Source organism: Pseudomonas sp. KBN12P06040 (genome assembly GCF_037574965.1).
GTDB lineage: Bacteria > Pseudomonadota > Gammaproteobacteria > Pseudomonadales > Pseudomonadaceae > Pseudomonas > Pseudomonas aeruginosa.
Genome location: NZ_JBBELS010000001.1, coordinates 1,111,670 through 1,137,403 on the forward strand (window position 1 = coordinate 1,111,670; position 25,734 = coordinate 1,137,403).

At 66.5% G+C, this 25,734-nt stretch carries 20 protein-coding genes and 1 pseudogene; 15 read left to right on the forward strand and 6 right to left on the reverse strand.

The window, feature by feature from the left end; translation table 11 throughout:
• Positions 1-2 precede the first annotated feature (2 nt).
• From VQ067_RS05225 to VQ067_RS05235, 3 genes and pseudogenes are all read left to right on the forward strand, one after another.
• Positions 3-1,597 (forward strand): annotated as a pseudogene (locus VQ067_RS05225) (SagB/ThcOx family dehydrogenase).
• Between the two features lie 33 nt (positions 1,598-1,630).
• Positions 1,631-2,500, forward strand: coding sequence for an acyl-CoA thioesterase II (gene tesB / locus VQ067_RS05230; RefSeq protein ID WP_003093084.1), 870 nt, complete (start codon positions 1,631-1,633; stop codon positions 2,498-2,500).
• Positions 2,497-3,093, forward strand: coding sequence for an HAD family hydrolase (locus VQ067_RS05235; protein ID WP_003107576.1), 597 nt, complete (start codon positions 2,497-2,499; stop codon positions 3,091-3,093). The genes tesB and VQ067_RS05235 overlap by 4 nt, the downstream gene beginning before the upstream one ends.
• Positions 3,094-3,216: 123 nt before the next feature.
• Here the strand turns inward: VQ067_RS05235 and VQ067_RS05240 are convergent, their stop codons facing one another.
• The gene (locus tag VQ067_RS05240) at positions 3,217-3,543 is read right to left on the reverse strand and encodes an HU family DNA-binding protein (RefSeq protein WP_223198316.1); all 327 of its coding nucleotides are present in this window, start codon (positions 3,541-3,543) and stop codon (positions 3,217-3,219) included.
• Positions 3,544-3,867: 324 nt separating this feature from the next.
• Here VQ067_RS05240 and VQ067_RS05245 point away from each other — a divergent pair, with 324 nt between their 5' ends.
• From VQ067_RS05245 to VQ067_RS05270, 6 genes are all read left to right on the forward strand, one after another.
• Complete coding sequence (locus VQ067_RS05245; RefSeq protein ID WP_074241126.1) at positions 3,868-4,788, forward strand: acyl-CoA dehydrogenase; 921 nt, start codon at positions 3,868-3,870, stop codon at positions 4,786-4,788.
• Positions 4,789-4,992: 204 nt separating this feature from the next.
• Positions 4,993-6,006, forward strand: coding sequence for a taurine ABC transporter substrate-binding protein (gene tauA / locus VQ067_RS05250; RefSeq protein ID WP_033991258.1), 1,014 nt, complete (start codon positions 4,993-4,995; stop codon positions 6,004-6,006).
• Between the two features lie 64 nt (positions 6,007-6,070).
• Entirely contained in the window at positions 6,071-6,862 is a 792-nt protein-coding gene (locus VQ067_RS05255; protein WP_015649523.1) for a taurine ABC transporter ATP-binding protein, read from the forward strand.
• Positions 6,852-7,670 (forward strand): ABC transporter permease subunit, encoded by an 819-nt coding sequence (locus VQ067_RS05260; RefSeq protein ID WP_003114312.1) that lies wholly within the window; start codon positions 6,852-6,854, stop codon positions 7,668-7,670. Before VQ067_RS05255 ends, VQ067_RS05260 begins: the two co-directional genes overlap by 11 nt.
• A 106-nt stretch (positions 7,671-7,776) precedes the next feature.
• Complete coding sequence (gene tauD / locus VQ067_RS05265; RefSeq protein WP_023100829.1) at positions 7,777-8,610, forward strand: taurine dioxygenase; 834 nt, start codon at positions 7,777-7,779, stop codon at positions 8,608-8,610.
• A 162-nt stretch (positions 8,611-8,772) separates the two neighbouring features.
• On the forward strand, positions 8,773-10,809 hold the full coding sequence (locus VQ067_RS05270) for an OPT family oligopeptide transporter (RefSeq protein WP_003132610.1): 2,037 nt from the start codon (positions 8,773-8,775) through the stop codon (positions 10,807-10,809).
• A 108-nt stretch (positions 10,810-10,917) separates the two neighbouring features.
• On the opposite strand, the gene betT is transcribed toward VQ067_RS05270, so the two are convergent.
• From betT to VQ067_RS05285, 3 genes are all read right to left on the reverse strand, one after another.
• The gene (betT, locus tag VQ067_RS05275; RefSeq protein ID WP_003119234.1) at positions 10,918-12,879 is read right to left on the reverse strand and encodes a choline BCCT transporter BetT; all 1,962 of its coding nucleotides are present in this window, start codon (positions 12,877-12,879) and stop codon (positions 10,918-10,920) included.
• A 189-nt stretch (positions 12,880-13,068) separates the two neighbouring features.
• Positions 13,069-14,043 (reverse strand): sigma 54-interacting transcriptional regulator, encoded by a 975-nt coding sequence (locus VQ067_RS05280; RefSeq protein ID WP_010793402.1) that lies wholly within the window; start codon positions 14,041-14,043, stop codon positions 13,069-13,071.
• A gap of 175 nt (positions 14,044-14,218) precedes the next feature.
• The gene (locus VQ067_RS05285) at positions 14,219-14,998 is read right to left on the reverse strand and encodes a MetQ/NlpA family ABC transporter substrate-binding protein (protein WP_003093057.1); all 780 of its coding nucleotides are present in this window, start codon (positions 14,996-14,998) and stop codon (positions 14,219-14,221) included.
• A gap of 437 nt (positions 14,999-15,435) precedes the next feature.
• Here VQ067_RS05285 and cioA point away from each other — a divergent pair, with 437 nt between their 5' ends.
• Genes cioA through VQ067_RS05300 form a run of 3 tightly spaced genes read left to right on the forward strand, consistent with a single transcriptional unit; the run spans position 15,436 to position 18,097 of the window.
• The gene (cioA, locus tag VQ067_RS05290; protein WP_003093054.1) at positions 15,436-16,902 is read left to right on the forward strand and encodes a cyanide-insensitive cytochrome bd quinol oxidase subunit I; all 1,467 of its coding nucleotides are present in this window, start codon (positions 15,436-15,438) and stop codon (positions 16,900-16,902) included.
• Positions 16,903-16,905: 3 nt separating this feature from the next.
• On the forward strand, positions 16,906-17,913 hold the full coding sequence (cioB, locus tag VQ067_RS05295) for a cyanide-insensitive cytochrome bd quinol oxidase subunit II (RefSeq protein ID WP_003093053.1): 1,008 nt from the start codon (positions 16,906-16,908) through the stop codon (positions 17,911-17,913).
• 13 nt (positions 17,914-17,926) lie between these two features.
• Positions 17,927-18,097 (forward strand): DUF2474 domain-containing protein, encoded by a 171-nt coding sequence (locus VQ067_RS05300; RefSeq protein WP_003093052.1) that lies wholly within the window; start codon positions 17,927-17,929, stop codon positions 18,095-18,097.
• Positions 18,098-18,371: 274 nt separating this feature from the next.
• On the opposite strand, the gene VQ067_RS05305 is transcribed toward VQ067_RS05300, so the two are convergent.
• Complete coding sequence (locus VQ067_RS05305) at positions 18,372-19,160, reverse strand: AraC family transcriptional regulator (protein ID WP_003137733.1); 789 nt, start codon at positions 19,158-19,160, stop codon at positions 18,372-18,374.
• A 101-nt stretch (positions 19,161-19,261) separates the two neighbouring features.
• Between VQ067_RS05305 and VQ067_RS05310 the strand changes: the two genes are divergently transcribed.
• The gene (locus tag VQ067_RS05310; RefSeq protein WP_023097246.1) at positions 19,262-20,443 is read left to right on the forward strand and encodes an MFS transporter; all 1,182 of its coding nucleotides are present in this window, start codon (positions 19,262-19,264) and stop codon (positions 20,441-20,443) included.
• 56 nt (positions 20,444-20,499) lie between these two features.
• On the opposite strand, the gene VQ067_RS05315 is transcribed toward VQ067_RS05310, so the two are convergent.
• Positions 20,500-21,675 (reverse strand): acetyl-CoA C-acyltransferase, encoded by a 1,176-nt coding sequence (locus VQ067_RS05315; RefSeq protein WP_015502389.1) that lies wholly within the window; start codon positions 21,673-21,675, stop codon positions 20,500-20,502.
• A gap of 181 nt (positions 21,676-21,856) precedes the next feature.
• Between VQ067_RS05315 and VQ067_RS05320 the strand changes: the two genes are divergently transcribed.
• Complete coding sequence (locus VQ067_RS05320; RefSeq protein WP_003453903.1) at positions 21,857-23,539, forward strand: fatty acid--CoA ligase; 1,683 nt, start codon at positions 21,857-21,859, stop codon at positions 23,537-23,539.
• A 211-nt stretch (positions 23,540-23,750) separates the two neighbouring features.
• Positions 23,751-25,676, forward strand: coding sequence for a DUF1302 domain-containing protein (locus VQ067_RS05325; protein WP_015649519.1), 1,926 nt, complete (start codon positions 23,751-23,753; stop codon positions 25,674-25,676).
• Positions 25,677-25,734 lie beyond the last annotated feature (58 nt).

Genomic DNA, 25,734 nt, shown 5'->3' on the forward strand with positions numbered 1-25,734 from the left:
ACATGGGCGACGGCGGCGGCGAGGTGCTCTCCTACCATCGCCTCAGCATGCATCGCCCGGAGCGCTACGCTCCCGGTCCCGGCGGACTGGACTGGGCGACCCAGCCGGCGCCGTTCCGCCAGTACCGGGGCTGCCGGCAAGTCGAACTGCTGCATCGGCCGCTGGAGGAGTCGCCACCCTACGACGGGGTGTTTTCCGGGCCGGCGGCCGCGCCCTCCCGGCTCGATCGCCGCAGCCTCTCGCAGATGCTCTACGACGGATTGGCGCTGTCGGCCTGGAAGGAGGCCGGCGGCACTCGCTGGGCGCTACGGGTCAATCCGTCGAGCGGCAACCTGCATCCCACCGAAGCCTACCTGCTGCTTCCCGGCGGTACCCTGGAGCCGGCGCCACTGCTCGCCCACTACCGTCCCGACAAACATGCCCTGGAGGTGCGCGGCGAACTGCCGGCGCCGCTGGCTTCGCTGCTGGATGACTGCTTGCCGGCCGGCGGCTGCCTCCTGGCATTGACCAGCGTGCCCTGGCGCGAGGCCTGGAAATACGGTGAGCGAGCCTATCGCTACTGCCAGCATGACCTCGGCCACGCGCTGGCCTGCCTCTCGATCGCCGCGGCGATCCAGGGCTGGGAGATGCGCCTGCTGCGCGGCGTCGCCGAAAGCGCACTGGACGGCCTGTTCGGCCTTGACCGGGACGGCTTCGCCGAGTGCGAGAGCGTCGACGCACTGTTCTGGATCGGGCCGGCGCTCACGCAGGAGCCTTCCCTTTCGCCGCGCCTGTGCGAAGGGCTGGCGGCCCTGCCATTGGCCGGCGCACCGAACCGGCTGTCGCGGGAGTACCGGGACTGGCCGGAGTTGCAGCGGATACATGGGCTATGCCGGGCGCCGCGCCTGCCGGCACGCCCGTGGAGGGTCGCACCGGGCGTGCCCGGCAACGACAACCCCGGCCTGCCGCTGCGACCGCTGCTGCATCGGCGGCGTAGCGCGCAGCGCATGGACGGGCGCGCCGGCATCGATGTCGAACTGCTGCGGGCCTGGCTGCGCAGGCTGCTGCCGGAGCGCTCGCCGGTGCCTTTCGCGGTCACCGGTGAGGCCGCGCGGGTCGATCTACTGCTGTTCGTCCATCGCGTCCGGGGCCTGGTGCCGGGGTTGTACTGGCTGGATCGCAGCGGCCTGCGGCGGCCGCCGATGCGCGAGGACTTCCTCTGGCAGCGCGTCGATCCGGAGTTGCCGCTGTACCTGTTGCAGGAAGGCGATGCGCGCGCGCTGTCGGCGTATCTCTCCTGCCAGCAGGACATCGCCGGCGACGGCTGCGTCCGCTCGCCATGCTCGCACATCTCGGCGCGGCGCTCGAAGAAGGCCCCTGGTGCTATCCGCGGCTGTACTGGGAATGCGGGCAGCTCGGCCAGTTGCTCTACCTCGAGGCGGAGGCCGCTGGGCTGTCTGGGACGGGTATCGGCTGCTACTACGACCCCCTGGTGCATGAGCTGCTTGGACTAACGGATGAGTCCATGGCCAGTCTCTACCATTTCACCCTCGGCCGCGCGGTGTGGGACACTCGTCTTTGCAACATGCCCGCGTACCCGGCCTTGCGCCGCGACTAGCCCGTCGACAGCCCGAATTCGAGGAAACACCCCATGACCCAGATACTGGACAACCTGGTGGCTTTGCTGAGCCTGGAACCCATCGAGGAGAACCTGTTCCGGGGCATGAGCCAGGATCTCGGCTTCCGCCAGCTCTATGGCGGCCAGGTCCTGGGCCAGGCACTGTCGGCGGCCAGCCAGACGGTGGAGGACGATCGCCACGTACACTCCATGCACGGCTACTTCCTGCGTCCCGGTGACGCCAGCATGCCGGTGGTCTACCAGGTGGACCGGGTGCGCGACGGCGGCAGCTTCAGCACCCGCCGGGTCACCGCGATCCAGAAAGGCCAGCCGATCTTCACCCTGAGCAGCTCCTTCCAGTACGACGAGGAAGGCTTCCACCACCAGATCGAGATGCCCGAGGTGGTCGGCCCGGATAACCTGCCTTCGGAGCTGGAGCTGACCCGCCAGCGCGCCGAGCGGATTCCCGAGCGCATCCGCGACAAGCTGCTGTATCCGAAGCCCATCGAGATTCGTCCGGTCACCCAGCACGACCCCTACGACCCGCAGCCCGACGAACCGGTGAAGTACCTCTGGTTCCGTGCCGACGGCAAGCTGCCGGACGTCCCGGCGCTGCACAAGTACCTGCTGGCTTACGCCTCGGACTTCGGCTTCCTTACCACCTCGATGCAGCCCCATGCCGTTTCGGTGTGGCAGAAGACCATGCAGGTCGCCAGCCTCGACCACGCCCTGTGGTTCCACCGCGACCTGCGCGCGGACGAGTGGCTGCTCTACGCCATCGACAGCCCCTGGGCCGGCAACGCACGCGGTTTCGTGCGCGGCAGCATCTTCAACCAGAGCGGCCAGCTGGTCGCCTCGTCGAGCCAGGAAGGCCTGATCCGCAAGCGTGAGGACTGGGCGTGAGGCTGGCCGACATCCGCCACTGGGTGTTCGACATGGACGGCACCCTGACCCGGGCCGTGCACGACTTCCCGGCGATCCGCCGAGCGCTGGACATCCCCGAGCAGGACGACATCCTGCTGCACCTCGCCGCCCTGCCCGAGGCCGAGGCGGCGGCCAAGCACGCCTGGCTGCTCGAACACGAGCGCGCCCTGGCCGAGGCCGCGCGGCCGGCGCCGGGCGCACTGGAACTGGTGCGCGAGTTGCAGCGGCGCGGCGTGCGCCTGGGCATCCTGACCCGCAACGACCACCAGTTGGCGCTGATCACCCTCGAAGCGATCGGCCTGGGCGGCTGCTTCCCCACCGAGCACATCCTCGGGCGCGGCGAGGCGCGGCCCAAGCCGGACCCTGATGGCTTGCTGCGCATCGCCCGACGCTGGAACGTGACGCCGGCGGAGCTGGTGATGGTCGGCGACTACCGTTTCGACCTCGACTGCGGACGCGCCGCGGGTAGTCGCACGGTGCTGGTCAACCTGCCGGAAAACCCCTGGCCGGAGCTGGCCGACTGGCACGCTGCCGATTGCCATGCGTTGCTCGAGCAACTGCAAACGCCGTAGGAATATCCGGCGGAAAACCTCGAGGGCGGCAGCGCCAGCGGCTCCCCGAAAACGAAAAAAGCGCAGGAGGCCAGGCTCCTGCGCTTTTTTCCTGCGCATCCGTGCGGGATGCGGCGGCCGTTATCAGCCGTTGATCGCGTCGGTCAGCGCCTTGGCCGGAACGAACTTGGCTACACGCTTGGCAGCGATCTCGATCGCCTTGCCGGTCTGCGGGTTGCGGCCGGTGCGCGCGGGACGCTCGGAGACCTTCAGCTTGCCGATACCCGGCAGGGTGATTTCGCCATCGTTCTCCAGGGCGTCCTTGACGATCTCGGCGAGCTGGTCGAGCGCGCTGCGAACGGTGGTCTTCTGCGCGTCGATGGCTTCGGCGATGTCCTGGATCAGTTGGTCTTTGGTCAGTGCCATGGTGGTGTAGCTCCTTGGTAAAAGACTGCGCGAGGGGCCTCGCACAGAAACGGGCGTGATTTTAAACAGCTTGGCGCGAATAAGGTTCCCTTTTCTCCGCTTATTTGTTTCCTCGCACGACGCGCATGACAGAGCCGTTACAGAGGTTTTCGCGGCTGTCCGGAATGATGCCGGCGTCGGTTGCCCGACGCATCCTCATGGTTCTGCCAGGGGCGCATGCCTCCGGTTCTTAGTTAAGGATTATTGGTTATTTATGAGTTAGGGTTTCATCCATTAGGGTTATAAGCAGGACATCCCGTCCCTTTCCATCACCGGAGCCTGCTTACCTCGCGCCAACGCCTGGCCCTCGCTCCCCGTTCGAGGTGCCGCATGAGCGAAGCCCGGCTCCACTCGCCCGACCCCAGGACACCGCGACCCATGGCCGGTTGGGCGGCAAGCCTGCGCGACAGTGGACTGCTGGCGCTGGCAGTGCCGCGCGTGTTCGCCGGCATGGAGCGGGGCTGGGGGGAAATCTTCGCTGGCGTCCGCCACCTGGCCGAGCAGGAACTCGAGCTGGCACGGCGCCTGGCCCTGCATCATCTGCAGATCGCTTCGATTCGCCTGCTGGGTAGTCCTGAACAGCAGTGCCGCCTGTTGCCGGCCAGCGTCGAGCGCCGCTGGCTGTGGAGCGAGGCGGTCGATCTGCGGCGCGCCCAGCCCGAAGCGCAGGAGCACTGGCGGGGCGGTTTCCTGGTGGGTGGACGGGGTAGCGATTGCTTCGCCGTGGAAGACGTGGATCGCTTGCTGATCTCAGCCTGGCACGCGCCCTCCCGCGCTCACCTGATCGCTGTCGCCGAAACGGGGCGGGCAGGCATCGACATCTCCGGCCTCGCCGATGGCTCGGGGCTGTTCCTGCCCGCCGGGCAGCGGCTGCATTGCCAGCGGCTGCGGCTGCATCCCGAGGACATCCTGGTGCCGCCCGGCCTGCCGCCGACCCCGTGCGGGCAACTGCGCGAAGGCTTGACCCGATTGGCCCAGGCCAACCTCGACCTGGGCCAGGCTGCGCGGGTGCCGGGCGACGTGGCGGGGCAGGGAGAGGCGCCGCGTCTCCTCGCCCTCGCGCTGCGTCTTGTCGAACTGGCGGCGGAGTCCTTCCAGACGGCATTCGCCCGCGGCGGCGCGCTGACATTCCGCGAAAGCGCGGCGGCGTCGCTGCTGGCGAGCGAGGCGGAGGCGGTGGCCCGCGCCGGGCTGCTCGCCTGCCTGCGCCGACAGGCCCTGGAAGCCCGTGTGCTGGGCGCGGCCCTGTAGGGACGGGGGCATGGAGCAAGGGCGGAAGGGCATCCGGGTGCGCATTCGCGCTCATAAACTAATTCCAAAATATTATTTATATCGCTTTTTTTATATCTGTAATCTGCATCGCACCGGACCACCGGACTCGCTGTCGCCACCCATTGCCCGTCCCTGGTCCGTTCTCCTCCGGAGCGCGGCACCGTTGCCTCCGAGGTTCGCCCGATGAAACGCCCGAATTCCCTGCACCGCCTGGTGGCAGCCCTGGCCTTTGCCAGCCTTTCCGTCGCCGCCCAGGCCGCCGACATCACGGTCGGCTACCAGACCGGCATCGACCCGACCAAGGTGCCCCAGGCCGATGGCCTGTACGAGAAAGCCATCGGCGAGAAGATCGACTGGCGCCGCTTCAACAGCGGTCCGGAAGTGATCGCCGCGCTCGCCTCCGGAGACCTGCAACTCGGCAACATCGGGTCCAGCCCGCTGGCAGCGGCGACCTCGCGGAAGCTGCCGATCGTCGCCTTCATCGTTTCCGCGCAGATCAACGCCGCCGAGGCGCTGGTGGTGCGCAATGGAAGCGGGATCGGGAAACCCGAGGACCTGACCGGCAAGACCATCGCTACCCCGTTCGTTTCAACCTCCCACTACAGCCTGCTCGGCGCCCTCAAGCACTGGCAGATCGATCCGTCCAAGGTGAAGATCGTCAACCTCAACCCGGCCGAGATCGCTGCCGCCTGGCGTCGCGGCGACATCGACGGGGCCTTCGTCTGGTCGCCGGCGCTGGGCGAGATCAAGAAAAGCGGCAAGGTCCTCACCGACGCCGCCGAAGTCGGCCAGTGGGGTGCGCCGACATTCGAGGTGTGGGTGGCGCGCAAGGACTTCGCCGAGAAGCATCCTGAAATCGTCGCCCGCTTCGCCCGCGTCAGCCTCGATTCCTTCGCCGACTACAACGCGCACAAGGCCGAATGGACCGCCGACTCCGAGCCGGTGAAGAAGATCGCCCGGCTGACCGGCGCCGATCCCAGGGACGTCCCCGAACTGCTGGCCGGCTCGACCTTCCCGGAAAGCCAGGCGCAACTGTCCGCCGACCTGCTCGGCGGCGGCACCGCCAAGGCTATCGCCGGCACTGCCGAATTCCTCAAGGAACAGAAGCGCGTGCCGGCCGTCCTCGGCGACTACTCGCCCTACGTCAGCGCCGACTTCGTGCGCCAGGCGGAGCAGGTCCAGGTCGGCCAGCGCTGAATTCCGCGACTCCGCTCCGGCCTGTCGAAGCGGAGGCTTTCTTACCCTACGGAGGGCAGAACACATGAGCCGTCTGACGGCCGAGGCGATCAGCCTCTCATTCGAACAGCGCGGCCAGCGCCGCGCCATCCTCCGCGATCTCAGCCTGGGCCTGGCCAAGGGCGAGTCGCTGGTGGTGCTGGGTCCTTCGGGCTGCGGCAAGTCGACACTGCTGAACATCCTCGCCGGTTTCCAGAAGCCGGACCAGGGACGCGTGCAGATCGACGGCCGGACACTCGAAGGGCCCGGCGGCGAGCGCGGCGTGGTGTTCCAGGACGACGCCCTGATGCCCTGGCTCAACGCCCTCGAAAACGTCGCCCTGGGCCTGCGCATCCGTGGCCTGGGCAAGGCCGAGCGCACCGCGCGGGCGCGCCAGGTCCTGCAACTGGTGGGCCTCCAGGAGTACGCCGAGCAGTCCGTCGCTCAGCTCTCCGGCGGCCAGCGGCAACGCCTCGGGCTGGCACGCGCGCTGGCGGTCGAGCCGGACTTCCTGCTGCTCGACGAGCCGTTCGGCGCGCTCGACGCGCTGACCCGCGAGCGCATGCAGGTGCTCCTGCTGGACCTGTGGAAGCAGACCGGCAAGGGCCTCTTCCTGATCACCCACAGCGTCGACGAAGCCCTGTTCCTGGCTACCGACCTGGTGGTGATGGACGGCCCGCCGGCGCGCATCGTCAAGCGCCTGCCGGTGGACTTCGCGCGGCGTTACGCCGCCGGCGAAACGGTGCGTTCGATCAAGGCTGATCCCGAGTTCGGCCGTTTGCGCCAGGCGTTGCTGGACGAATTCCTCGATGTCGCGGAGGCCGAACATGCCCACTGATACCCTCGGACTCGCCGTTGCCAATCCTGTCCCGCGCAAGCGCCGTCTGCCCGGCGACCGTCGGCGCTGGGCCGCCGGTGCCAGCGTGCTGGCCCTGGCCCTGCTGTGGTGGGCGGCGACCCGTTTCGGCTGGGTCGACGTGCTGTTCCTGCCGGCGCCCGAACAGCTCTTCGAAGCCCTGCAACGGCTATGGCAGGAGGGCTACCTCGATGCCAGCCTGCTGCAACACGTCGGCACCAGCCTGCTGCGGGTGCTCCTGGCGCTCGGCGCGGCGGTGCTGACGGCGATCCCGCTGGGCGTGCTGATGGGCCTCAATCCCTTGGCCGGAGCGGCCCTCGATCCGCTGGTGGAGTTCTACCGGCCGATCCCGCCGTTGGCCTACCTGCCGTTGATCGTCATCTGGTTCGGCATCGGCGAGCTGAGCAAGGTGCTGCTGATCTACCTGGCGCTGTTCGCGCCGCTGCTGATCGCTACCGCCGCCGGCGTGCGTCGCGTAGACCGATCGCGGGTGCAGGCGGTGCGCTGCCTGGGGGCCAGCCGCTGGCAGGTGGTGCGCTACGTGATCCTGCCGAGTGCCTTGCCGGAGGTCCTCACCGGCCTGCGCATCGCCCTCGGCGTCGGCTGGTCGACCCTGGTCGCCGCCGAGCTGATCGCGGCCAACCGAGGCCTCGGCTTCATGGTCCAGTCCGCCGCGCAATTCCTCGCCACCGACGTGGTGGTGGTCGGCATCCTGCTGATCGCCGCCATCGCCCTGGCCTTCGAACTGGGGCTGCGCTGGGTCCAGCGGCGCTTCGCCGCCTGGGGTTGAGCGCGAGAGTCCCGAGTCATTTCCGAACCGGCCTTCACTCACGCGGCGAAGGCCGGAGCGAGGGCGCGCAGGGCGCGCCCGCAACCTGCCCGACGAGTAGCACGACATGAGCCTGACCATCCAACCCATCAGCCCGGCCCTGGGCGCCATCGTTTCCGGCATCGACCTCGGCGCGCCGCTGGACGACACCGGCCAGCGGGCCATCGAGCAGGCCCTGCTCGAACACCAGGTGCTGTTCTTCCGCGACCAGTCGCTGGAACCCAGGAGCCAGGCGCGCTTCGCCGCCCGCTTCGGCGACCTGCACATCCATCCTATCTACCCCAGCGTGCCGGAGCAGCCGGAGGTCATCGTCCTCGACACCGCGGTCACCGACGTGCGCGACAATGCCATCTGGCACACTGACGTGACCTTCCTCGAGACCCCGGCGCTGGGAGCCGTGCTCGCCGCCAAGCAATTGCCGCCGTACGGCGGCGACACCCTCTGGGCGAGCAGCACGGCGGCCTACGAGGCGCTGTCGGCGCCGCTGCGGCGTCTGCTGGACGGCCTCACGGCGACCCACGACATCGGCAAGTCCTTCCCCCGCGAGCGCTTCGGCGTCACCGAGGCCGACCTGGCGCGCCTGGAGGAGGCCCGCCTGAAGAATCCGCCGCGCTCGCATCCGGTGGTGCGCACCCATCCGGTCACCGGGCGCAAGGGCCTGTTCGTCAGCGATGGCTTCACCACCCGCATCAACGAACTGGAGCCGGCCGAGAGCGATGCGCTGCTGACGTTCCTCTTCGCCCATGCCACGCGACCTGAATTCACCGTGCGCTGGCGCTGGCAGGAAAACGACGTGGCGTTCTGGGACAACCGCGTGACCCAGCACTACGCGGTGGACGATTACCGGCCACAGCGGCGGGTCATGCATCGCGCCACCATCCTCGGCGACAAGCCCTTCTGACGACGCCGCGCGCGGGCTTGCTCCGGCGGCCCGCGCCGGCAACTGTCCGTTCCGCCAGCTTTTCCTCTCGAAAAGGTCGCCTCTGCGACATTCGCTGTCGTGTCCCGGCGTGCCGCTCTCGCCTAAGCTTGGCGGGTCCAATTGTTTCGAGAGTTTTCATCCATGCAAGAACGCATCCCGGATGAGCTGACCCTGCCAGAGCTCACCCTGCGTGGCCTGATCCTCGGTGCGCTGATCACCGTGGTCTTCACCGCCTCCAACGTCTACCTCGGTCTAAAGGTCGGCCTGACCTTCGCCTCGTCGATCCCGGCGGCGGTGATCTCGATGGCCGTCCTGCGCTACTTCTCCGGCGCCAACATCCTCGAGAACAACATGGTGCAGACCCAGGCCTCGGCGGCCGGCACTCTGTCCTCGATCATCTTCATCCTTCCCGGCCTGCTGATGATCGGCTACTGGAGTGGCTTCCCGTTCTGGCAGACCGCGGCGATCTGCTCCATCGGCGGCATTCTCGGGGTGCTCTATACCATTCCGCTGCGCCGGGTGATGGTGGTGCAGAGCGAACTGCCGTATCCGGAAGGGGTGGCGGCGGCGGAAATCCTCCGGGTCGGCAGCGACGGCGCCGAGGACGAGGAAGACGCCCGCGCGCCGCGTGCCGCCGGTAACGCGCCGGGGCTCTACGACATCCTCGGCGGCGGCCTGGTGGCGGCGCTGTTCAGCCTCTGGAGCAGCGGCTTCAAGGTTCTCGCCGAAGGCTTCAGCGTCTGGCTCAGTGCCGGGCAGGCGGCGTTCCGCCTTTCCACCGGTTTTTCCCTGGCGCTGGTCGGTGCCGGCTACCTGATGGGCATCACCGCCGGCATCGCGATCCTCATCGGCGTGGTGATCTCCTGGGGCGTCGCGGTGCCGTTGCTGACCGTCAACAGCGTGCCGGCCGACGGCCAGAGCCTGTCGGACCTAGCCACCCAACTGTGGAGTTCGCAGGTGCGCTTCCTCGGCGCCGGCACCATCGGCGTGGCCGCGCTGTGGACCCTGGCGACCCTGTTCAAGCCGATGGTGCGGGGCGTCTGGGCCTCCCTCGGGGCAGTGCGCGGCAATAGCCAGGCGAACAGCCTGCGCACCGAGCTGGACATGCCGGCCAAGTGGATCCTGCTGATCGCCGGGATACTGCTGGTCTCGCTGTTCGTGGTCTTCAGCCACTTCCTCGGTGCCGCCGCGCCGGACATGGCCAGCCCGCAGTTCTGGAGCCTGGTGGCGGTATGCGTGGTGTTCGCCTTCTTCTTCGGCTTCCTGATCGCCGCCGCCTGCGGCTACATGGCCGGCCTGGTCGGTTCGTCGAGCAGTCCGATCTCGGGGATCGGGATCATCGCGGTCATCCTGGTGTCGTTGCTGATACTCGGCTTCGGCAGCATCGAGGGCGGCCTGCTGGACCGCCAGAACGGCAAGCTGGCGATCGCCCTGGCGCTGTTTACCACCTCGGTGGTGCTGGCCATCGCGGCGATCTCCAACGACAACCTGCAGGACCTCAAGACCGGCTACCTGGTCGGCGCCACGCCCTGGCGCCAGCAGGTCGCGCTGATCGTCGGCTGCATCGTCGGCGCGCTGGTGATCCCCCCGGTGCTGGAACTGCTCTACAGCGCCTACGGCTTCACCGGGGCCCTGCCGCGCGAGGGAATGGACCCCGGCCAGGCCCTGGCCGCGCCGCAGGCGACCCTGATGACGGCGATCGCCAGCGGGATTTTCCACGACGCGCTGAACTGGAACATGATTCTCATCGGCGTCGCCCTGGGCATCGCCCTGATCCTCGTCGACCTGCTCCTGCGCCGTACCGGCAAGGCCTGCCTGCCGGTGCTGGCGGTGGGCCTGGGGATCTACCTGCCGCCGACCATCGGCATGACCCTGGTGGTCGGCGCGCTGATTTCCTGGCTGCTGGAAAATGCCCTGAAGAAGCGCGCGGCGGCAGCCGGGGTCGACGAAGAGACCTATGCCGAAGAGCCGAAGCGACGCGGCGTGCTGCTGGCCTCGGGGCTGATCGTCGGCGAGAGCCTGATGGGCATCCTGCTCGCCGGGGTGATCGGCGCCACCGGCGAGGACGCGCCGCTGGCGCTGGCCGGCGCCGGCTTCGCGGGCATCGCCCAATGGCTGGGACTGGTGGTATTCGTCGCGATCTGCGTGCTGTTCTACCGGCGAGTGCTGGCGCGCTGAGGGATTCGTGGCTGCACGGGGAGGGGATGTTGCCGCTAGCGTCATTCCCTGCGGTCAGGGACGGAAGATGAGGGAAGGGGCGCCCTGCGCGCGCCCCTTTTCCTGCGCTCAACGCACCAGGTGCAGGAACTGCAGGTGCCGCTCGTACTGGTCGAGCATGTCGTTGATGATCTGCTCCTTGGTGTAGCCCATCAGATCGTAGTCCTGGCTACCTTCGGCGAGATGCACCTCGGCACGGAAGTAGCGGCGATTCTTCAGGTGCAGGCCGCCCATGCCGGCACGCGCGAAGGACGGCGTGAAGTAGCCGCGCATCAGCACCTGGTAGAGGAACCGATGCTGCTCGCCATGACCGATCTCCAGGCTCAGCGAGGCGTTGCCCGGGTCGAGCTGGGCGTCCACCGCCAGGCCCTTCTCGCGGAACACCTCGGAAACCTCGCTGATCGCCGGGCGCACCACATCGTTCATGAAGCGGTACACCTCGTCCCGCGAGGGGAAGTGCACGGCCTGCGACAGGCGTCGCTTCCAGCCGCCGGAGCGCTTGCCGTTGCCGCTCATCAGCGGCGCCAGGGAGTGGCTCCGCGCCCGCTGGCGCTGCGACTCCATGTAGAAGGCCTTGTGCAGGCCCCACATCATCAATAGCAGGATCAGCGAGAAAGGCAGGGAGGTCAGCACCACCGCCGACTTCAGCGCGTCGATGCTGCCGGCGAACAGCAGCCCTCCGGTGACCAGCGCGGTGACCGAGCCCCAGAACACCCGCAGCCACTTCGGTCCGTCGTCGTCGGCGCTGCCGCCGTGGGCGGAGAGGGTGGAGAGGACCACGGTGCCGGAGTCCGCCGAGGTGACGAAGAAGACGAAGCTGACCAGCACAGTGACGGTGATCACCGCGCGGCTCCAGGGGTAGTTCTGGAGCATCTGGTAGAGGGCCATCGACGGCTGCTCGATGGCCACCCGGCCGAGTTCGCTGGCGCCGCCGAGGGCCTGCTCCAGGGCGCTGTTGCCGAAGATCGACATCCACGCCAGGGTGAAGCCGAGCGGGATGAACAGCACGCCGAAGACGAATTCGCGGATCGTCCGGCCGCGCGAGATGCGCGCGATGAACAGGCCAACGAAGGGCGCCCAGGCGATCCACCAGGCCCAGTAGAACACCGTCCACGAGCCCAGCCAGTCGCTGGGACCGCCGTAGGCGTAGAGGTCGAAGCTCTTGCCCGGCAGGTGGCCGAGGTAGTCGCCGACGTTCTGCACCAGGGTGTTGAGCAGGTGCTGGGTCGGACCGGCGAACAGCACGAACAGCAGCAGGCTGCAGGCCAGCAGCATGTTGATGTCGGAGAGGATGCGGATGCCCTTGTCGACCCCGGAGACCGCCACCGAGATCGCCGCGCCCATCATCAGCACGATGAGCGCCATCTGCACCGGGTGGGTATGCGGGATGGCGTACAGGTAGTCCAGCCCGGAGTTCAGCTGGAGCACGCCGAAGCCCATGTCGGCGCCGAGGCCGAACACCGTGGCGATGATGCCGAAGCAGTCCACCGTGTAGCCGATCGGCCCGTTGATGCGCTTGCCGATCAACGGGTAGAGCGCCGAGCGCAGGGCCAGTGGCAGGTTGTGGCGGTAGGCGAAGTAGGCCAGGGCCATCGCCACCAGGGCGAACACGCCCCAGCCGTGCAGGCCCCAGTGCAGGAACAGCAGTTCCATGGCCTGCCGCGCGGCTTCCTGGGTACCGGCCTCGCCTTGCGGCGGCTGGAGGAAGTGGGTCAGCGGTTCGGATACGCAGAAGAAGAACAGGGTGATGCTGATGCCGGCGGCGAACAGCATGCCGGCCCAGGACAGATAGCTGAATTCCGGCTCGTCGTGGTCGGCACCGAGCTTGATCTTGCCGTAGCCGGAAAGCGCGGTGACCACCACGAAGATCAGGTACAGCGTCATCGCCAGCAGGTAGTACCAGCCGACGGTCTGCGAGGCCCAGGTCTGCGCGGCCAGCAGCCATTCGCCGGCGCGCTGGGGGAAGCCGATGACCACTGCTGCGAACAGCAGGATCAGGATCGCCGCACCGTAGAACACCGGGGGATTCATGCGGATGGGCGTGGGGGTGGAGGGGGTGGCGGAGGGCGATTGTGCGTCAGTCAAAACAGGCTGGTCTCCTCGTCCTTAATTTGATCAAGCGTTCAATATAAACACGATCGAGGGCCCGGGAGCCAATCCTTCGGACGTATGGAAGCCTTCGGCGCCGCGCTTTTCCCGCACGTTCGCCGAAGGATTCCTTCAGTTCGCCGCCAGTCCCAGGCGCCGCCTTCCCGCCTCCTCGTCGCCGCCTGCCTGCTCGGTGGCCAGTTGCAGGAGCAGGGCCTGTACCTGCTCCAGCGACGGCGCTCCGGCTTGGCCGAGCAGGCGCCGCAGACCGGCCAGCGATGGGTCTGGCGTTGCCCCGCCAAAATTCAGATGCTGCGGCAGGATTTCTTCCTTGTCGCTGACCAGCAGGGCGAAGTGGACGACGTTTTCCAGCTCGCGGATGTTGCCTGGCCAGGGATAGCTCTCGAGGATCCGCTGGGTCTCCACGCCGATGGCCGGCACCGGCAGGTCCAGGCGCTGGGCATAGACACCGACGAAGTATTCCGCCAGCGGCAGGATGTCTCCCGGACGTTCGCGCAATGGCGGCAGGCTCAGGCGGCCGTCGTGCAGGTACTGCTGCAGGCCGGCCAGGAACTTGCCGGCGCGCACCGCCTGGTCCAGGTCGACGCTGGTGGCGGTGACCAGGCGCACGTCATGTGGAATCGGCTGCTGCGCGCCGACCCGCAGCACCTCGCGTTCCTCCAGCGCCTGCAGCAGCCTGGCCTGCAACGTCAGCGGCAGGTCGCCGATCTCGTCCAGGTACAGGGTGCCGCCATTGGCCGAACCGAACCAGCCGGCGCGGCTGCCGACCGGGCCGTTGTGGGCGCCGGGGGCGTAGCCGAACAGCTCGGCTTCGGCGTGGTTGCGACTGAGGGCGCTGCAACTGACCGCGACGAACAGACCGGCGCGTTCGCTGTGGCGGTGGATCTGCCGGGCGAGCAGCTCCTTGCCGGTGCCGGTCTCGCCTTCGATCAGCACCGGCTGGCCCTGCGGCGCGAGGCGCTCGAGTTCTTCGCGGACCCGGTGCGAGCGTGGGTCGAAGAACACCAGGGCCTTGGCGCGGATGCTCAGCGGACTGCGGTCGGCGTCGGGGAAGGTCAACGGCGCGGGGCGTGGTTTCTCGCTCATGGGTAACTCCTTGACGGCACGGGGCGCCTCCAGCGCCTGCGCCGCGACGACGGACCGGGACGGCTGCGGGCGGGGGCCGTTGCGGAAAAAGAAACGCCGGTGCAAGCCATGCGACACCGGCGTGAACAAGGGGCGCTGCAACGGCGCCCAGCGTGGGAGTCGGGACGGGCTGGGGTCAGAAGGCCGGGACCACCGCGCCGGCATATTTCTTCTCGATGAAGGCTTTCACTTCCGGGCTGGTCAGCGCGGCGGAAAGCTTCTTCAGGGCGTCGCTGTCCTTGTTGTCCGGACGCGCCACCAGGTAGTTCACATAGGGCGAGTCGCGGTCTTCCAGGACCAGCGCGTCCTTGGCCGGGTTGAGCTTGGCCTCCAGCGCGTAGTTGGTGTTGATAAGGTCCAGGTCGACCTGGTCCAGCACGCGCGGCAACAGGGCCGATTCGAGTTCCTTGAACTTCAGGTTCTTCGGGTTCTCGGCGATGTCCTTGGGCGTGGCCAGGGCGTTGTTCGGGTCCTTCAGCTTGAGCAGGCCGGCCTTCTGCAACAGCAGCAGGGCGCGCCCGCTGTTGCTGCCTTCGTTGGGGATGGCGACGGTGGCGCCGTCGGGCAGCTCGGCCAGCGACTTGTATTTCCTCGAATAGCCGCCGAAGGGTTCGACGTGTACGCCGACCACGGTGACCAGGTTGGTGCCCTTGCCTTTGTTGAAGTTCTCCAGGTACGGCAGGGTCTGGAAGTAGTTGGCGTCCAGACGCTTCTCGGCGACCTGCACGTTGGGCTGCACGTAGTCGGTGAACACCTTGATCTGCAGGTCGACGCCTTCCTTCGCCAGGGTCGGCTTGATGAGTTCGAGGATTTCCGCGTGAGGGATCGGCGTGGCGGCGACGATGAGCTTTTCCGCGGCGCTGGCGGAAACGCTGATGACGGAGGCCAGGGCAGTCAGCAGGAGCAGTTTTTTCATTCTTCGATCCTTGTAGGGCGATGTCCGCCGCTGCGCGCAGGGCGGTGAAGGAGGGGCGCCAACACGCGAGGGGCGGCTTGAAGGGGAGAGTAGCGACTCTTTTTATTCCATAAAAATATTATTTGTTTATTTTTATATTCTATTAATGAATATGCGAGAGCTGAGGCAATTTGTCTCGCGACAACCGACCACAGCAGGACGGTCTAGGCTAACGGGTAAGATTTTCGTACCGAATTGCTCTGCATCAAGGCGGGTGGTCCGGGAATCTGCTTGCGACCCTTCCCGCATTCCTGCCATCCAGGGCTGCGGTCGCTTTCCAATGACAAGAACGATAGCTGAAGGATGTGTTCCAAAACCTTGCGTAGCGTTGCGCGTGAGGAAGCACGGCCGAATCCGCACGTAAGCCGGAAGGGCCGAGAACCTGAAGAGGAGTTGCCATGTTCGGATTGGAGGCTATCGACCTTGCCCGCATCCAGTTCGCGTTCACCGTGTCCTTCCACATCATCTTCCCGGCGATCACCATCGGGTTGGCCAGCTACCTGGCCGTACTGGAAGGCCTCTGGCTGAAAACGAACGAAGAGGTCTACCGCGACCTCTATCATTTCTGGTCGAAGATTTTCGCGGTCAACTTCGGCATGGGCGTGGTGTCCGGGCTGGTCATGGCGTACCAGTTCGGCACCAACTGGAGCCATTTCTCCGACTTCGCCGGGTCCATCACCGGTCCGCTGCTGACCTACGAGGTGCTCACCGCGTTCTTCCTCGAGGCCGGTTTCCTCGGCGTCATGCTGTTCGGCTGGAACCGCGTGGGACCGGGCCTGCATTTCTTCGCCACGGTGATGGTGGCGATCGGCACGCTGATCTCGACGTTCTGGATCCTCGCTTCCAACAGCTGGATGCAGACCCCGCAGGGCTTCGAGATCGTCGACGGTCGGGTGATCCCGGTGGACTGGGTGGCGGTGATCTTCAACCCGTCGTTCCCCTACCGCCTGCTGCACATGTCGGTCGCCGCGTTCCTCGCCACCGCCTTCTTCGTCGGCGCCTCGGCCGCCTGGCACCTGCTGCGCGGGCGCGACAACCCGGCGATCCGCAAGATGCTCTCGATGGCCATGTGGATGGCGCTGATCGTCGCCCCGGTACAGGCGCTGATCGGCGACGCCCATGGCCTCAACACCCTGGAGCACCAGCCGGCGAAGATCGCCGCGATGGAAGGCCACTGGGACAACAGCAGCGGCGAGCCGACCCCGCTGATCCTGTTCGGCTGGCCGGACATGCAGCGCGAGGAAACCCGCTTCAAGGTGGAGATCCCGGTGCTCGGCAGCCTGATCCTCAAGCACAGCCTGACCGAGCCGATCCCGGCGCTGAAGGACTTCCCGCCGGAAGACCGGCCGAACTCCACCGTGGTGTTCTGGTCGTTCCGGATCATGGCCGGCCTCGGCATGCTGATGATCCTGGTCGGCGTCTGGAGCCTGTGGCTGCGCTGGCGCGGCCAGGACAAGCTGTTCAACTCGAAGGCCTTCCTGCGCCTGACCCTGCTGATGGGACCGTCCGGCCTGATCGCGATCCTCGCCGGCTGGTTCACCACTGAGATGGGCCGCCAGCCCTGGGTGGTCTACGGGCTGATGCGCACCGCCGACGCCTCCTCGGCGCAGAGCGTGACGCAGATGAGCCTGACCCTGCTGACCTTCGTGGTGGTGTACTTCTCGCTGTTCGGCGTCGGTATCGGCTACATGATGCGCCTGGTGCGCAAGGGCCCGGTCACCCATGAGGGACGCGAGACCAACCCGGGAGGCGCCGGGCAAAAGCGCACGCCGGCGCGGCCGTTGTCGGCCGCCGGCGAAGGTTTCGACGAAGAGCACGACGGCCACGCGCAAGCGGCCGACCGCGACCAGGACAAGAGGAACTGAGACATGGGTATCGATCTTCCCCTCATCTGGGCGGTCATCATCATCTTCGGCATCATGATGTACGTGGTGATGGACGGCTTCGACCTGGGCATCGGCATGCTCTATCCGTTCTTCAAGGACAGCGGCGACCGCGATGTGATGATGAACACCGTGGCGCCAGTCTGGGACGGCAACGAGACCTGGCTGGTGCTGGGCGGCGCGGCGCTGTTCGGGGCCTTCCCGCTGGCCTACGCGGTGGTCCTGTCGGCGCTCTACCTGCCGTTGATCTTCATGCTCGTCGGGCTGATCTTCCGCGGCGTCGCCTTCGAGTTCCGCTTCAAGGCCAAGCCGGCCAAGCAGCACATCTGGGACAAGGCGTTCATCGGCGGTTCGCTGGTGGCGACCTTCTTCCAGGGCGTGGCGCTGGGCGCCTTCATCGAAGGCATCCCGGTGGAGAACCGCAGCTTCGCCGGCGGTTCGCTGGACTGGATCGCGCCGTTCCCGCTGTTCTGCGGCCTGGCCCTGATCGTCGCCTACACCCTGCTCGGCTGCACCTGGCTGATCATGAAGACCGAAGGCCGCCTGCAGGAGCGCATGCACGACCTGGCGCGCCCGCTGGCGCTGGTGCTGCTGGCGATCATCGGGGTGGTCAGCCTGTGGACGCCGCTGGCCCATGCCGAGATCGCCGCACGCTGGTTCAGCCTGCCGAACCTGTTCTGGTTCCTGCCGGTGCCGATCCTGGTCCTGGTGACCTTCTATGCGCTGCTGCGCTCGGTGGCCAACAACGACCACGTGAAGCCGTTCGTGCTCACCCTGGTGTTGATCTTCCTCGGCTACAGCGGCCTGGGGATCAGCCTGTGGCCGAACATCATCCCGCCGGCGGTGAGCATCTGGGAGGCCTCGGCGCCGCCGCAGAGCCAGGGCTTCATGCTGGTCGGCGCGCTGTTCATCATTCCCTTCATCCTCGGCTACACCGCCTGGAGCTACTACGTGTTCCGCGGCAAGGTGAAGCACGGCGATGGCTATCACTGAGGAGGCGCCGCATATGGTCCGTACGCCGAGTCATCCCGAACGAGATAGCGCGGCCAAGCCACCGCTCTGGCGACGCCTGGCCTGGCTGGCGGGTATCTGGACCGCCAGCGTGCTGGCCCTGGGCGTCGCCGCCTGGCTGATGCGCCTGTTCATGAGCGCGGCGGGGCTGGGCGTCCCGCACTGATCGACGATCCCATCCGGGCGCTCCGGCGCCCTTTTCCGAGAGCCCTCCGCTGGAGGGCTTCTTTTTGTCCGCCGATCCGCCAGTGCTCGGTGTTGCGCCGTAGGGCGTCAATCCTCGCGTTCCCGCCTTGCACCATGGCGGATAACCGCGCTGCGGTTATGCGCCCTACGGGAGCCTTGGCGGCGGATGCGCCCTAGCGGCGCCTTGGTAGGGCGGATAACGACGCAGGCGTTATCCGCCGAATTGCCATGGCTTGGCGTTGCGCCGTGGGGCATCAGTCCTCGCGGCCCCTGACCCGTGCCAGTTGCTCCAGTCGCCCCAGGTAGTCGCGCGGGGTTTCGCCGAGCAGGCGGCGGAACATGCTGCTGAAGGCCCGCGTACTGCCATAGCCGAGGTCGCGGGCGACCACCTGCACGCTGTCGCCGGCCAGCAGGCGCGGCAGGGCTTCGGTCAGGCGCAGTTGCTGGCGCCACTCATGGAAGCTCATCTGCAATTCCTGGGCGAACAGCCGCGCCAGGGTGCGCGAGCTGGCGCCAACCCGCAGGCCCCAGTCATCGAGGGTCAGCCCCAGTTCCGGCTGTTTCAGCAATGCCTGGCAGATCGCCTGCAAGCGGCGGTCGCGGGGCATCGGCAGGTACAGCGGCATCCGTTCGAGGTTGGCGATCTCGCTGAGGATCAGCCCTTGCAGGCGCTGGCGGAAGTCGTCCAGGCGCGGCTGGCTCTCGAGGTGGATGGCGCGCAGGATCATTTCCCGCAGCAGCGGCGTCACCGCCAGTACGCAACAGTCGCTTAGCGGTGTCGGCGTTTCGGGTTGCTCGATGAACAGGGTGCGCATGTGCACCTCGCCGGACATGAATATCTCGTGCTCCACCCGGGGCGGAATCCATACCGCGCGGGTCGGCGGGATCACCCAGGCGCCGTGGTGGGTGGCCAGGCGCATCAGGCCGCGAGCGGCGTAGAGGAACTGCGCCTGCGGGTGGAAATGCCGCCCCAGGTGATGGCTGTCGGGGAAGTCGAGGGAGATGGCGGCCAGCAGGCCGTCCGGGCGGTGCTCGATCAGCATGCCCGTTTCGATGACCTCGCTGTCCTGTCTGCGCTTTTCGGTCAACCTATCATGCCCGGGTCATGACGCCCATTCCTCACCGACCATTCAGACCGCACGCCATGAACCGACCTCGAACCGTTATCCGCTTCATCAACGCCGCGCATGTCATCGACCACATGTTCATGCTGATCTTCCCCGCCGCCGTGCTCGGCATGGCCGGCAGCTTCGACCTCGACTACGCCGGTCTGATCGGCCTGTCGCTGGGCGGTTTCATCGCCTTCGGCGCCTGTTCGCTGCCGGCCGGCTGGCTGGGCGATACCTGGAGCCGGCGGCGGATGATGCTGCTGTTCTTCTTCGGTATCGGCGCCGCCGCACTGCTCACCGGGCTGGCCGGCAGCGTACCGATGCTGGTGACCGGGCTGACCCTGATCGGGGTATTCGCCGCGATCTACCACCCGGTCGGCACCGCGATGCTGGTGGCACACGCGGAGAACCGCGGCCGCGAGATCGGCATCAACGGCATGTGGGGTAACCTCGGGGTCGCCTTCGCCGCGCTGCTTACCGGCTTTCTCACCGCGCACTTCGGTTGGCGTGCGGCGTTCATCCTGCCCGGCGGGGTGGCCGTCCTGCTCGGCATCGGCTTTTTCTTCTGCGTGCGCGAGGAGCCATCGCCGCACCTGTCGGCCAAGGCCGCGGCGCGTGGCGAGGACAGCGAGGGTCTGTCGATGCGCCGGGTGTTCGGCGTGCTGGCGCTGGTCACCGCCACCGGCGGGGTGGTGTTCAACGCCAGCACCGTGACCTACCCGAAGCTGTTCCAGGAGCGCCTGAGCGACTTGCTGGCGTCGCCGCAGACCCTCGGCGTGGTGGTCAGCCTGGCCTATGCCTTCGGCGCGGTGGCGCAACTGATCATGGGCCGCCTGATCGATCGCCTGAACCTGAAGTTGCCGTTCGTCTTCCTCACCTTCTGCCAGGTGCCGCTGCTGCTGGCCCTGGCCTACGGCCACGGCAGCGCGGTGGTGCTGTTCGGCGCGCTGTTCATGTTCGCGGTGTTCGGCCAGGTGACGGTGAACGACGCGATGGTCGCCCACTTCGTCGCGCCGCAGTGGCAGGCGCGGGTCTTCGCCCTGCGCTATTTCCTGTCGTTCGGCGCCAGCGCGGCGGCGATCCCGATGATCGCCTACCTGGAGCCACGGCAGGGGCTGCTGGGGTTGTACCTGGTGCTGGCGGGCTTCGCCGCGCTGACCTTCGCCGCGGCGCTGGTGTTTCCGCGTCCGGCGCGCAGCGCCGCGGTGGGCACCTGAGGAAGAGGGCGCCCGGACAGTGCGAGCCGGCCGGGCGCCGATGGCTCAACGCCGTATCAGAGCAGTTCGAGCGCCACGGCGGTGGCTTCGCCGCCGCCGATGCACAGCGAGGCGACGCCGCGCTTGCCGCCTTTCTGGCGCAGGGCGTTGATCAGGGTGAGGATGATCCGCGAGCCGGTGGAGCCGACCGGATGGCCCTGGGCGCAGGCGCCGCCATAGACATTGACCTTGGCATGATCGAGGCCGTGTTCGCGCATGGCGAGCATGGTGACCATGGCGAAGGCTTCGTTGATCTCGAACAGGTCGACGTCGTCCTTGTTCCAGCCGGTCCTGGCGAACAGGTTGGTCATCGCGCCGATCGGCGCCAGGGTGAACTCGCTCGGGTCCTGGCTCTGGGTGGCATGGCCGACGATTCGCGCCAGCGGCTTCAGGCCACGGCGCTGGGCTTCCTCGGCGGTCATCAGGACCAGCGCGGAGGCGCCGTCGGAGATCGAGCTGGCATTGGCGGCGGTGATGGTACCGTCCTTGCGGAACGCCGGCCTGAGGCTCGGGATCTTCTCCAGGTTGGCGGTCAGCGGTTGCTCGTCGTCCTTCACCACGCTCTCGCCCTTGCGGCTGGTGACGGTGACCGGGACGATTTCCGCCGCCAGCGAGCCATCGGCGATGGCGGCCTGGGCGCGCTTGAGCGATTCGATGGCATAGGCGTCCATCTCCTCGCGGGTCACGCCGTACTTGTCGGCGGTCTCCTGGGCGAACGAACCCATCAAACGGCCGGTACGGGCGTCCTCCAGGCCGTCGAGGAACATGTGGTCCTTGATCTCGCCGTGGCCCATGCGCAGGCCGCTGCGGGCTTTCTCCAGGACATAGGGCGCGTTGGACATGCTTTCCATGCCACCGGCGACCATCACCTGGTTGGTGCCAGCCTTGAGCAGGTCGTGGGCCAGCATCACCGCCTTCATCCCCGAGCCGCACAGCTTGTTGATGGTGGTGCAGCCGGTGGCGGCGGGCAGGCCGGCCGCCAGCGCGGCCTGGCGGGCCGGGCCTTGCTTCAGGCCGGCGGGCAGGACGCAACCCATGATCACTTCCTGTACGTCCTCGGCGGCGATGCCGGCGCGCTGCACCGCTTCGCGGATCACGACGGCACCCAGGTCGACCGCGGAAACGCCGGCCAGGCTGCCCTGGAAGCCGCCCATGGGAGTACGGGCGCCGGCGACGATGACGATATCGGACATGGAACGTTACCTCTTGTTCTGGATAGGGTCTGAACGATTCAGTGGGCGGATTCTATCTTGTGACCGGGAGGCTCCGAAAGGTCACGGGGCAAATCACTCTTTTGACTGATGAACAAAGCCCGCCGACGGCTCTAGAGTCGGCCTCATCCTGACAACGAACCCGCTCCCAGGTGTACGCCCCATGCTGAAGACCCGTCTCATCCCGGCCGCCGCCGGCGCTTATCAGTATCCGTTGCTGATCAAGAGCCTGATGCTTTCCGGCCGTCGTTACGAAAAGAGTCATGAAATCGTCTACCGCGACCAGGTGCGCTACAGCTACGCCACCTTCAACGAGCGCGTCGCGCGCCTGGCCAACGTACTCAGCGAGGCCGGGGTGAAGGCCGGCGACACGGTGGCGGTGATGGACTGGGACAGCCATCGCTACCTGGAATGCATGTTCGCCATCCCGATGATCGGGGCGGTGCTGCATACCATCAATATCCGCCTCTCCCCGGAGCAGATCCTCTACACCATGAACCACGCCGAGGATCGCTTCGTGCTGGTGAACAGCGAGTTCGTCCCGCTCTACCAGGCGGTGGCGGGGCAGCTGGCCACGGTGGAGCGGACCATCCTGCTCACCGACGGCACGGAGAAGAGCGCGGAACTGCCCGGCCTGGTCGGCGAATACGAGTCGCTGCTGGCCGCGGCCAGCCCGCGCTACGACTTCCCCGATTTCGACGAGAACTCCATCGCCACCACCTTCTACACCACCGGCACCACCGGCAATCCGAAAGGTGTGTATTTCAGCCACCGGCAACTGGTCCTGCACACCCTGGCGATGGCTTCGACCATCGGCAGCCTGGACAGCATCCGCCTGCTCGGTACCAGCGACGTGTACATGCCGATCACCCCGATGTTCCATGTCCACGCCTGGGGCACTCCGTACGTGGCGACCATGCTCGGGGTCAAGCAGGTCTATCCCGGGCGTTACGATCCGGAACTGCTGGTCGAACTGTGGAAGCGCGAGAAGGTCACCTTCTCCCACTGCGTGCCGACCATCCTGCAGATGGTGATGAACGCCAGGGCTGCCCAGGGCGTGGACTTCAAGGGCTGGAAGGTGATCATCGGCGGGAGCGCGCTGAACCGCTCGCTCTACGAGGCGGCCAAGGCGCGCGGCATCCAGCTGACCGCCGCCTACGGCATGTCGGAGACCTGTCCGCTGATTTCCTGCGCCTACCTCAACGACGAACTGCTGGCCGGAAGCGAGGACGAGCGCACCACCTACCGGATCAAGGCCGGCGTGCCGGTGCCGCTGGTGGATGCGGCGATCATGGACGAACAGGGCCGCTTCCTCCCGGCCGACGGCGAGTCCCAGGGCGAGCTGGTGTTGCGCTCGCCATGGCTGACCCAGGGGTATTTCCGCGAACCCGAGCGCGGCGAGGAGTTGTGGCGCGGCGGCTGGATGCATACCGGCGACGTGGCGACCCTGGACGGCATGGGCTTCATCGAGATCCGCGACCGCATCAAGGACGTGATCAAGACCGGCGGCGAGTGGCTGTCCTCCCTGGAGCTGGAAGACCTGATCAGCCGCCATCCGGCGGTACGCGAAGTGGCGGTGGTCGGGGTGCCCGATCCGCAATGGGGCGAGCGCCCGTTCGCCCTGCTGGTGGTGCGCGAGGGCCAGCAACTGGACGCCCGTGGCCTGAAGGAGCACCTCAAGCCTTTCGTCGAGCAGGGCAACATCAACAAGTGGGCGATCCCCTCGCAGATCGCGGTTGTTACCGATATTCCCAAGACCAGCGTCGGCAAGCTGGACAAGAAGCGCATCCGTATCGAGATCGCCCAGTGGCAGGAAGCCGGCAGCGCCTTCCTGTCGACCGTCTGACGGGGCTTTCCTACACCGCTGAAACGCCCGGAGGCCAAGCAAACGCTTGGTCTCCGCGTTTTCGCGACCGCCCGGTCATTCTCCATCCGCCGCAAAGGCGCGAGCCAGAGTGGTTGCGCCGCGCAAATCACACTTTCGAGGGATCAAGCGGCAGGCAGCGCTAGCTATAGTCCACGCACTCATAACAAAAAACACACATGGAGTAGCGTCGATGACAACCCGTAATCCGTTCTCGCGTCGGGCCCGGTTGCCGTTGGCCGTCAGCCTGGCTTCCTCGCTGGCGGCTCCGGCCTTTGGGGTGACCTTCAACATCGGGGAAATCGAAGGTTCCTTCGACTCGGCGTTGTCGGTCGGGGCCAGCTGGTCGACCGCCAAGCCGAACAAGAACCTGATCGGTGTGAACAACGGCGGCAAGGGACTTTCCCAGACCTCCGACGACAGCCACTTGAACTTCAAGCGTGGGGAAACGTTCTCGAAGGTCTTCAAGGGCATCCATGACCTCGAGCTGAAGTACGGCGATACCGGTGTGTTCCTGCGCGGCAAGTACTGGTACGACTTCGAACTGAAGGACGAGCACCGCGAGTTCAAGGACATCGACGACAGCGGCCGCAAGACCCTGGCCAAGTCCTCCGGCGCCGAACTGCTCGACGCCTTCATCTACCACAACTATGCCATCGGTGACCTGCCGGGCAGCGTGCGCCTGGGCAAGCAGGTGGTGAACTGGGGCGAGAGCACCTTCATCCAGAACGGCATCAGCGCCATCAACCCGATCGACGTCACCGCCTTCCGCCGGCCCGGCTCGGAGATCAAGGAAGGCCTGATCCCGGTGAACATGTTCTACCTGTCGCAGAACCTCACCGACAACCTGTCCGCCGAAGGCTTCTACCAGATCGAGTGGGACCAGACGGTGGTCGACAACTGCGGCACCTTCTTCTCCCAGCCGGACGTGGTGGCCGATGGCTGCGACCAGAACCTGGCGGTGCTGACCAACAACAAGGCGTCCATCAATCTGCTCAACAGCCTGTTGTCCGGAGCAGGTCTGGGAATCACTCCGTCTCCCTGGAACGAAGGTATCGTAGTGCAGCGTGGTCCGGATCGTGACGCTCGTGACAGTGGCCAGTACGGCTTCGCCCTGCGCTACTTCGCCGACGAACTGAACACCGAGTTCGGCGCCTACTACATGAATTACCACAGCCGCCTGCCGATCTTTAGTGGTCAGGGACCGTCCGCCGCGAAGATGGCGGCCATCAACAACTTTGCGACCAATATCGCTGCTATCAGTCCCAGCCTGGCTGCTCAGGCAGCGGCGGCAGCCACTGCGGGCAACTCCAATTACTTCATCGAGTATCCAGAAGACATTCGCATGTTCGGGCTGAGTTTCTCAACCACGCTGCCCAATGGTACCGCCTGGAGCGGTGAGGTCAGCTATCGGCCGAATGCTCCCGTACAACTGAACACCACCGATATTCTCTACTCCGCTCTGGACCCCGTGAATATCGGTGGTAGCCGGCCTTATGAGAACGCATCGTTGCTGAACGGTCGGCCGGGTGAGGACATGCATGGCTATCGGCGCAAGGAAATCACCCAACTGCAGACCACCCTGACGCACTTCTTTGACCAGGTCATGGGTGCCGAGCGCTTGACAGTGGTAGGTGAGATCGGCTGGACCCATGTCGGCGGGCTGGAAAGCAGTTCCGTCGTTCGTTACGGGCGTGATCCGTCATTTGGCTCCGGCCCGATGGAGGGAACGTTAAATGGCCTGAGCACTTGTTCAGGCTTAGCCGCAAGTGTGACGGGAAATCCGAACGCCAATAACGTCACTCGCTATTGTGAAAAAGACGGCTACACCACGACCGACGCATGGGGTTATCGCGCCCGTGCGATCTGGGACTACAACGACGTGTTCATGGGCGTGAACCTCAAGCCCAGCGTGGCCTGGTCGCACGACGTCGATGGCTATTCGCCCGGCCCCGGCGCCAACTTCGAGGAAGGCCGCAAGGCGGTCAGCCTGGGGGTGGACGCGGAGTACCAGAACACCTACACCGCGAGCCTCTCCTACACCAACTTCTTCGACGGCAAGTACACCACCGTGGACGATCGCGACTTCGTCGCGCTCAGCTTCGGCATGAACTTCTGATGTACGCCGGCCCGGTGCGAACCGGGCCGGCGAGCAGGACTTAACGAGGACGACGAGC